The 7,053-nt window shown below is 63.1% G+C and carries 8 protein-coding genes; 7 read left to right on the top strand and 1 reads right to left on the bottom strand.

Annotated elements, in window-relative coordinates:
* Nucleotides 1-344: FAD-dependent oxidoreductase (locus O7A61_RS30135; protein ID WP_337132852.1), on the bottom strand; the 344-nt coding region annotated here is incomplete at its 3' end.
* 430 nt (nt 345-774) lie between these two features.
* Between O7A61_RS30135 and O7A61_RS30130 the strand changes: the two genes are divergently transcribed.
* From O7A61_RS30130 to tsaB, 7 genes are all read left to right on the top strand, one after another.
* Nucleotides 775-2,064: an imelysin family protein gene (locus tag O7A61_RS30130; protein WP_337132851.1), complete on the top strand. Its 1,290-nt coding sequence runs from the start codon at nt 775-777 to the stop codon at nt 2,062-2,064.
* Nucleotides 2,065-2,121: 57 nt separating this feature from the next.
* A complete protein-coding gene (locus tag O7A61_RS30125) occupies nt 2,122-2,433 on the top strand; it encodes a (2Fe-2S)-binding protein (protein WP_337106190.1) in 312 nt (103 codons plus the stop codon).
* Nucleotides 2,399-2,884: a bacterioferritin gene (gene bfr, locus O7A61_RS30120; protein WP_027142053.1), complete on the top strand. Its 486-nt coding sequence runs from the start codon at nt 2,399-2,401 to the stop codon at nt 2,882-2,884. The genes O7A61_RS30125 and bfr overlap by 35 nt, the downstream gene beginning before the upstream one ends.
* Nucleotides 2,885-2,896: 12 nt before the next feature.
* Entirely contained in the window at nt 2,897-4,498 is a 1,602-nt protein-coding gene (locus tag O7A61_RS30115; RefSeq protein WP_337132850.1) for a di-heme oxidoreductase family protein, read from the top strand.
* Nucleotides 4,498-5,577: an imelysin family protein gene (locus O7A61_RS30110; RefSeq protein ID WP_337132849.1), complete on the top strand. Its 1,080-nt coding sequence runs from the start codon at nt 4,498-4,500 to the stop codon at nt 5,575-5,577. The genes O7A61_RS30115 and O7A61_RS30110 overlap by 1 nt, the downstream gene beginning before the upstream one ends.
* Before the next feature lie 2 nt (nt 5,578-5,579).
* Nucleotides 5,580-6,686, top strand: a complete 1,107-nt coding sequence (locus O7A61_RS30105) for a DUF1513 domain-containing protein (RefSeq protein WP_337132848.1) — start codon at nt 5,580-5,582, stop codon at nt 6,684-6,686.
* 107 nt (nt 6,687-6,793) lie between these two features.
* A partial coding sequence (gene tsaB, locus O7A61_RS30100; RefSeq protein ID WP_337132847.1) for a tRNA (adenosine(37)-N6)-threonylcarbamoyltransferase complex dimerization subunit type 1 TsaB occupies nt 6,794-7,053 on the top strand: 260 nt, incomplete at its 3' end.

Below are 7,053 nucleotides of genomic sequence, written 5' to 3'. Positions count from 1 at the left end.
GGCAGGGCGCGCGGGCGCGATCCGGTCGCCAGGATCAGATGGTCGAAGGCAAGTGCGCCGCCGCCGGCAATGTCGAGATTGTGGCGGCCGGCATCGATGCGCTCGATCCGGATCCCCGGCCGGTAGTCGATGGCGCTGCCGGTGTAGAACGTCTCGCCCCGAAGCGGTTGAGGCTTGGCTCCGGCATCCTTGATGAAGGTCTTCGACAGCGGCGGCTTGTGGTAGGGCAGTTCGTTCTCGTCGCCGACCAGGATCACCGGCCCGTCATAGCCATCCTCGCGCAGACTGGCGGCCGCCTGCACGCCCGCATGACCCGCACCGACAATGACCACGCCGTTCTTCATCGCATTCCGATCCCGCTCGATCCTAGGACGTCTCGCCAAGTGGCAATTGTCTGGCCCCGCCGCAAGAGAGCGTTTGCGGGTCGCACCCGGGACGGCGACTGTCAATCGTACAGTTCGGTGCAATGCCGGCGCAACGGGCGCATAAAGTTGACTATTGCAGTTTAGAATAATTCTAAACTATTGTTTCGATTGAGTTTTCCAGCAATTTCCATTGACTTTCATCGGACTCGAAGCTTTAAGGAGGGCCGCGCATTGGCGCATCCCTTTGATGTCTGGGCCTTGAACCCGTTCGATTGGAGGCATTTTGGTGTCTTTCTTCCCTGAGCCGCGCGATCACGCGGCATGTCTTGCGCCCAATGGCATGAATGTGGCCTGGCGTGGGTTGGCGCGCGCGCCGCTTAGAAAATTTCCGAGGAACTGGAGAGCGATAATGACAGCACGATATGGCGGCAGGCTGGCGGCGATCGGAGCCACGGCGCTGCTGACGGCAGCGGTATTCGTGCTGCCTGCCAGGGCGGAAACCGACGCGAAGACGGTCATCAAGACTTACGCCGATATCGGGCTTGCCAAATATGAGGATTCGCTGACCACGGCGCAGGCGCTCGACAAGGCGGTTGACGCACTGCTTGCCAACCCGTCGGCGGAAACGCTCCATGTTGCGCGCGACGCCTGGAAGGCGGCGCGCGTGCCCTACCAGCAGACCGAGGTCTACCGCTTCGGCAACAAGATTGTCGATGACTGGGAAGGTGAGGTGAATTCCTGGCCACTGGACGAAGGCCTGATCGACTATGTCGCCAAGAGCTACGGCACCGAGTCCGATGCGAATTCTCTCTATACCGCCAATGTGATCGCCAACAGGGAGATCGAGATCAACGGCAAGAAGGTCGATGCGTCGAAGCTTTCGCCGGAATTCCTGTCCGGCACGCTGCAACAGGCCGGCGGCGTCGAAGCCAATGTCGCCACCGGCTATCACGCGATCGAATTCCTGCTCTGGGGCCAGGACCTGCACGGCACAGGCCCGGGCGCCGGCGAGCGCCCCTACACCGACTACGATCTCAAGAACTGTACCGGCGGCAATTGCGACCGCCGCGCAGAGTACCTGAAGTCGGCGACTGGCCTCCTGGTCTCCGATCTGCAGAAGATGGTCGACGACTGGAAGGAAGACGGCGCCGCGCGCAAGAACCTGCTCGATGGCGAGCCGAACACCGCCATTTCGGTGATCTTCACTGGCATGGGCTCGCTCTCCTACGGCGAACTGGCGGGCGAACGCATGAAGCTCGGCCTGCTGCTGCATGACCCGGAAGAGGAGCATGACTGCTTCTCCGACAACACCTACAATTCCCATCTCTATGATGCCGTCGGCATCCGCGCCGCTTACCATGCCAGCTATACCAGGCTTGATGGCACCGTCGTTTCAGGTCCCTCGGTGTCCGATATGGTCAAGGTCGCCGATCCGGCGATCGACAAGGAATTGACTGATAAACTCGATGTCACCGTCGCCAGGATGGAGGCGATCAAGGCGCGCGCCGAGGCCGGCGAGGCCTATGACCAGCAGATCGCCGAAGGCAATACGGCGGGCAATGCCACCGTTCAGGCGGCGATCGACGCGTTGATCGACCAGACCAAGTCGATCGAGCGCGCGGTCGGTTCGTTGAAGTTGAACGCCATTGCCTTCGAAGGTTCCGACAGCCTCGACGCACCCGACAAGGTGTTCAAGTAAGCCGACAACCCCCAAGCCAAACGGCGCCGCACCGGCGCCGTCAGCCAGAGCGACGAAATGCTGATCTGCCATTGCAACATCATCACCGAGAAGGAGATCGAGCAGACGATCATCGGCCTGCTGGATCAGGATCCCTGGCAACTTATCGTGCCGGCGAAAGTCTATCACGCCATGCACAAACGGGGTCGGTGTTGCGGCTGCTTCCCAAATGTGGTCGAAACGATCATTCGGGTCACCGAGGACTACCACGCCCGCTCGCAGGCGAGCGGCGTGGACATCGTTTCACATCTGGATCGCGTCAGAGGCCTGCGCATCCAATACGGGAGCAGAACCCATGAAAGGCGAACCACAGGTCATCGAGCGGCTTAACGAGGCTCTTTTTCTGGAACTCGGCGCCGTCAACCAATATTGGGTGCATTTCCGTCTGCTCGAGGATTGGGGATACGCCAAGCTGGCCAAGAAGGAGCGTGCGGAATCGATCGAGGAGATGCACCACGCCGACAAGCTCGTGGCCCGCATCATCTTCCTTGAAGGCCATCCCAACCTGCAGTCCGTGGCGCCGCTGCGCATCGGCCAGAACGTCAAGGAAGTGCTCGAATCCGATCTTGCCGGGGAATATGACGCGCGCACTGCCTACAAGCGCTCGCGCGAAATCTGCGATGAAGCGGGCGACTACGTATCGATGAAACTGTTCGAGGAACTGCTGACCGACGAGGAAGGCCACATCGACTTCCTCGAGACGCAGCTCGACCTCCTGGCCTCGATCGGCGAGGAGAAGTACGGCCAGCTCAACGCCGCATCGGCGGACGAGGCGGACTAAGGATATGCGGGAATGCGGCGCCTCTTAGACGTCCTGCGCCGCTTGCGGCGGGCCAAGGGTCCGCTGCGCCTTCGGAAAACGCCAGCCATACCGGCTGGTCGGCGTGGCCTTATTCTCGTGCTGGCGCTGACATCCTTCGCGATCCCCGGCGACCTTCAACCGGCCGGCCTCGCCACCACGCGCACCGATCTCAATGCCAAGGATCAGGCGCGCGTCACCGCCGTCAGCAGGCCGATCACGGATTTCTCCAAACCCGAGCCTTTCGAACTGATGCAAGGTGGCGCCGGCACCTCGCGGAAGGACGTCAGCCGTGATTCCTTCTTGCAATCCTCAGCCAACATCAGCTTCGAGGAAGAAGGCACCTTCAAGCTCGGCAACGCGCTTTTCCGCAAGAACTGGGTGTCGTCGCCATCCTCGACGCAGGCCTCGGATGGGCTTGGGCCCCTGTTCAACGAACGCGCCTGCCAGAACTGCCATCTGAAGGATGGCCGCGGCCGACCGCCGCAAGGCGATGCCGGCACCACCTCGATGTTCCTGCGGCTGGCGCGTGACGCAAGCAGCGCGGAAGAGAAGGCGGCGCTCGCCGACCACAGGCTGCTCAATCTCCCGGACCCGGTCTATGGCACGCAGTTGCAGGAACTGGCCGTGCCTGGCCTCAAGGGTGAGGGCAGGATGCGGGTCGATTATCAGGAACGTAAGGTGGAACTGACGGACGGCACCGTCATTTCCCTGCGCAAACCCACCTACGCGGTCGACGATCTTGCCTATGGGCCGCTCGATCCGCGCACCACGCTATCGCCGCGCCTGACGCCGCCGATGATCGGCCTTGGCCTGATCGAACAGATTGCGCCGGCCGACATTCTGGCCCATGCCGACCCGGACGACAGGGACGGCGATGGCATCTTCGGCAAGCCGAACATCGTGCGTGATGGCCCCAGCGGCGAGTTGACGCTTGGCCGTTTCGGCTGGAAGGCGCAGGCGGCGTCGATCCGCCAGCAGGCCGCGGATGCCTTTGCCGGCGATATCGGCATCTCGACGCCGGAAGAGCCGAAACACTGGGGTGATTGCACCGCCGCGCAGGAAAAATGCCTCGCAATGCCAAACGGCGTGCAGGCGCGCCTCGGCCCGGCCGAGGCGCCGGCGCCGGTAATGGATCTCGTCACCTTCTATTCACAGAACCTGGCTGTGCCGGCGCGGCGCGGCCTCGCTTCGCCTGATGTGCTCGCCGGCAAGAAGGTCTTTTACGAAATCGGCTGCGTCGGCTGTCACACGCCGAAATTCGTCACCCGTCGCGATGCGCCTGACAAGGCGCAGGCGTTCCAGTTGATCTGGCCTTATTCCGATTTCCTGCTGCACGACATGGGGCCGGATCTTGCCGATGGCCAAGCCGTGAGCGAGGCGACCGGCAATGAGTGGCGCACCCCGCCGCTATGGGGCATCGGCCTCACCGAAACGGTCAACGGCAATTCCTTCTATCTGCACGATGGCCGTGCGCGCTCTTTGGTCGAGGCTATCCTGTGGCATGGTGGCGAGGCGGAGAAGGCGCGCGACCGCTTTGCCGCCACCGGCGCCACCGAGCGCGATGCATTGGTCAAATTCCTGGAGTCACTTTGATGCCGAAGCGTTTCGCGCTGGTCCTCGTTCTCCCATTGGCCCTGCTGGGGGCCTTGCCCGCATCGGCCGCGGTGAAAGCCTCTGACGTCATCCAGCGTGCGATCGACGGCTTTATCCGACCGGCCTATGAGGACCTGCACCAGCATACGGAAGCCCTCGTGAAAGCGATGCACAAGCTCTGCGAGGCGCCGTCGCAAGGGGAGCTTGATGCGGCGCGGGCCGAATTTTCGGCCACCATCCATGCCTGGTCATCGGCCGAGATCATCGGTTTTGGGCCGATCAAGGAGAACAACAGGCTGGAGCGCATGCTGTTCTGGCCGGACCGCAAGAGCATCGGTCTGAAACAGGTTCAGGCGGCGTTGTCGGACGAGGATCCAGCCGCCACCGACCCTGTCCAGCTCGCCGGCAAGAGCGTTGCAATGCAGGGGCTCGGCGCGCTGGAATTCGTGCTTTACGGCGACGGCGCCGATGTCTTGACGGGCAAGGACGAACCCTATCGCTGCGCCTATGGTGCGGCCGTTGCCGGCAACATCGAAATCATCGCCGCCGACGTCAGTGCGGCCTGGAACAAACCGGACGGTTTCGCCGCACTCTGGGCCAATCCGGGGCCGCAAAATGCGCTCTACCGCGATGGCAACGAGGCGGTCACCGAACTGGTCGGCGTCTTCATCAACGAGCTGGAAATGGTCCGCGATGTGCGCCTGAAGGGCTTTCTGGGCGCTAGACCCGATGCCGACAAGCCAAAACAGGCGATCTACTGGCGTTCGCAAAACACCGCCAATGCGCTGGCTGGAAATCTGGCCGGCGTCGATGCGCTGTTCCAGCTGTCGAAGCTTGGCGACGCGCTGCCGCCGGATGCGCATTGGATGGCGGAATCGATCCACATCCAACTGGTCAACGGCGTGGCGACGGCCAAGGCCGTCCAGGGCCCGATCGACAAGGCGCTCGCCGATCCGGCGCTGCGTGAAAAACTCGAGCATTTCGCCCTGATCACCTCCAGCCTGTCGACCTTGATCGGCACCAGGCTGACCGCCGAATTCGGCCTGACCGCCGGCTTCTCGTCGCTGGATGGGGACTGAGCATGAAGAGGTTGCTCATCGACCGCCGCGATTTCTTGAGGGCCGCCGGCATCGGCTTCGCCGCCGCCGTGACGCCCTCCGTCTGGGCAAACACGCTTGCTGCTGACGCGGTCTTCGCCACCGCCTTCGTCAAGCGCGACGGCAGTTTTGGCGCTGCCGTCCTGTCCGAGGCCGGCAAGCTTCTGCATGCGATCGACTTGCCCGATCGCGGCCATGACGTCACCTTCGATCCCATATCGAAGCGTTCGGTGGTCTTCGCCCGCCAGCCCGGCACCTTCGCCGTCGTTTTCGATCACACGGGGCGCGACGCTCCGCAAACCATCGCCAGCATCACCGGCCGGCACTTCTTCGGTCACGGCGTGTTCTCGCCCGACGGCGCGTTGCTCTACGCCACCGAGAACGATTTCGACAACGCGGCCGGCATGGTCGGCGTCTACGATGCGCGGGCGAAATTCAGTCGCATCGGCGAATTCCCGACCTACGGCATGGGTCCGCACGAACTTCTGCTGCTGGGCGACGGCAGGACGATCGCGGTCGCCAATGGCGGCATCGAGACCCATCCCGACTATGGCCGCGCCGAGCTTAACATTGCCACCATGAAACCCTCCTATGTGCTGGTCGACCGCGTTACCGGCGACCTAATCGAAAAGCATGAATTGCCGGCTGCATTGCACCAATTGTCGATCCGCCACATGGATACCGACCAGACCGGCGCCGTCTGGTTCGGTTGCCAGTACCGAGGCCCCGGCACCGATCGTCCGCTTCTGGTTGGACGGGCGGCGCGGGGCAAGGAGTTGCGGCTGCTCGACATGCCGCAGGACGTGCTGTCAGGTTTCCGCAACTATATCGGCTCGGTCGCCGCCAATCCTGTTGCCGGTACCGTCGCCGTCTCCTCGCCGGAAGGTAATTCGCTGGTCGTGATCGATGCGGGCAGCGGCCGGGTCGTCTCCTCCAGCGCGCTGGTCGAGGTCTGCGGCGTGGCGCCCGACCGGGCCGGCTTCATGGCCACCACGGGCGCCGGCGAGATCATCGAGGGCAATGGTGGCACGCGGTCGGAACCGGCCTACGTCTGGGACAACCACCTGCTGCGCATAGAGCAGGCGGCATAAGCTCTTCTGCCAGGCCAAACCGAAGCCCCTTAACAAATTGTGCACTATACCCTTGCGGTTGCGCGCTATGGCGGGCACAGGGAATTGTTTCTCGAACCGGTCGTTTCATGAAAGTTCTCGCCATCGACTGTGCCGCCAGCCTCTGCGCCGCCTGCGTCTACGACGCGGCGGTCGGGCGGGAGCTCGGCCGTTCGGTGCTCGATCTGGGCAAAGGCCATGCCGAGCACCTGATGGCCGTCATCGCCGAAGCGTTGAAGGCCGGTGCGACCGACTACGCCGGCCTTGGCGCCATTGCCGTTTCCGTTGGCCCCGGCTCCTTCACCGGCCTGCGCGTCGGTGTGTCAACCGCGCGCGGCCTGGCGCTGGC

Source organism: Mesorhizobium sp. Cs1321R2N1, assembly GCF_037179725.1.
GTDB lineage: Bacteria > Pseudomonadota > Alphaproteobacteria > Rhizobiales > Rhizobiaceae > Mesorhizobium > Mesorhizobium salmacidum.
The sequence above is the reverse complement of the archived record's forward strand: the minus strand, read 5'-3'. Positions and strand labels throughout refer to the sequence as shown.